The 1,564-nt window shown below is 48.5% G+C and carries 3 protein-coding genes and 1 pseudogene; 2 read left to right on the top strand and 2 right to left on the bottom strand.

What is annotated here, in order from left to right; translation table 11 throughout:
- Positions 1-368: gp53-like domain-containing protein (locus OGW16_RS01380; RefSeq protein WP_458778525.1), on the top strand; the 368-nt coding region annotated here is incomplete at its 5' end.
- Between the two features lie 9 nt (positions 369-377).
- Entirely contained in the window at positions 378-803 is a 426-nt protein-coding gene (locus OGW16_RS01375; protein WP_286517606.1) for a tail fiber assembly protein, read from the top strand.
- Here the strand turns inward: OGW16_RS01375 and OGW16_RS01370 are convergent.
- A complete protein-coding gene (locus OGW16_RS01370; RefSeq protein WP_286517605.1) occupies positions 775-1,191 on the bottom strand; it encodes a tail fiber assembly protein in 417 nt (138 codons plus the stop codon). The genes OGW16_RS01375 and OGW16_RS01370 overlap by 29 nt on opposite strands.
- A 2-nt stretch (positions 1,192-1,193) precedes the next feature.
- Positions 1,194-1,564, bottom strand: a pseudogene (locus OGW16_RS01365) (phage tail protein); the annotation flags it as partial.

Below are 1,564 nucleotides of genomic sequence, written 5' to 3'. Positions count from 1 at the left end.
TTGGTCTGGGAGAATTGGCTCTGGCAGGGACGATCACCGGCGTTTTTGATACCAATGGCTACCTGAAAATCCCTGTAATTATTGGCGGTGCTAAGCGAACCCTGATGGTCCAGTGGGGCAACGCTGGAAACGCAGCGTCAGCAACTACAGAAACGTTTTATCCAGTCCCGTTCCCAAACAAGGTATTTCAGGTAATAACTTGCGGGTTTCAGGTCGGTGGTAATCAGCAGGCGTATGTGACAGTTAACAGTTCGAACCCGTTGAACAGATTTGCGTGGAACGGCTTTTACGCCAATGGCGGACAAGCGCCAATCCTCAGCACCGTTGCCAATCAGGTTGGTTGCCAATACATCGTTATCGGGTGGTAAGGAGAAAATATGTTTCAGTATTCACCATCTACAAATTCGTTTTATCCGGATGATTTGCTTTCTGTATATGAAGATGCAGGGACTCTGCCCAATGATTTAGTACCAGTTGATGAGGATGTATTCCGTGAATTCACCGCCACGCCTGAACCGGGAAAAATTAGAGTTGCAGGCAGTGACGGCCTGCCTGCATGGGGTGATATCCCGCCGCCTACCCATGAAGAATTGATCGTCATTGCCGAACAGGTACGCCAACAACTACTGACCCATGCTGACGCGGTAATGCTCGACTGGCGAACGGAACTGATGCTGGGTGAAATCAGCGACGCCAACAGAGCTAAACTGTCGGCATGGCTGGCTTATAAAAACGATGTGAAGGCGGTTGATGTGGCAACCGACCCTGAGCATATTAACTGGCCGGTTCCCCCGGAGGCGTAGGCCAGTCGGGTTTTGACGTATCAACACGCATTAACAGTACCCGGTACTTCTTCCACTCAGACAACGCGGCGGTTTCCTCATCCGTCGCGATATCCGCATCATAAGCATCCTGCCGCCAGGATATTTCATTATCAGCAATTGAACGCAATGTTGTTCTTTTCTGTTCAGCCTGGACAATCTGTTGTTCTGCTGAGAGTGGCGGAATATCAATCCATGCAGGATTGCCCTTCTTATCAACACCAAGAGTTTTTCCTTTCGGCGCTGCAGACGTGAAAATTGTCATTGTTTCATCATCAACATCAACGCCGTTTTCAGGCCAGGTACCCGCCGCTTCATAGACTTCTTTCATAGTGAACAGATAAAACGAGCCATTATAAAATTTATTCATTTTCACAATCCCACAGCAATTACACAGCAATCTTCTAATGCCCCGGCATTACCCCAGTTTTGTATGCTTACGGTGGTTGCGTTAGCAATGCGCACGTTCATCGCAGCGTTGTAGCCAGAAGTTGCGCGATTACCTGTGGCGAATAACCCCATGCTGGGGAATGCATAAGGAAGCGGATAACCCTTATCTGTCCCACCCGTAGTCTGAATGGTGACAAACTGCACCATAATAGTTTTTGCATTGCCATACTGATCAACGAAGGGGAACTTAAGTAATGTGTTGCCTGTAACCGCTATCGCCTGGAAAAAACTCATGTCAGGGATCTGATTCGGCCACATTCCCACCTCTCTTTTCGCTGCTGTTCCCAAACCAA

Origin of the sequence: Citrobacter sp. Ce104 (assembly GCF_030334595.1) — a bacterium.
GTDB classification, from domain to species: domain Bacteria; phylum Pseudomonadota; class Gammaproteobacteria; order Enterobacterales; family Enterobacteriaceae; genus Citrobacter; species Citrobacter europaeus.
Note: the sequence above shows the minus strand (reverse complement) of the source record. Positions and strands in the feature narration are given on the sequence as shown.

Excerpts from the sequence above, each read along its gene's own strand:
- OGW16_RS01375 (WP_286517606.1), top strand. The coding sequence starts at position 378 with ATGTTTCAGTATTCACCATCTACAAATTCGTTTTATCCGGATGATTTG.
- OGW16_RS01370 (WP_286517605.1), bottom strand. The coding sequence starts at position 1,191 with ATGAATAAATTTTATAATGGCTCGTTTTATCTGTTCACTATGAAAGAA.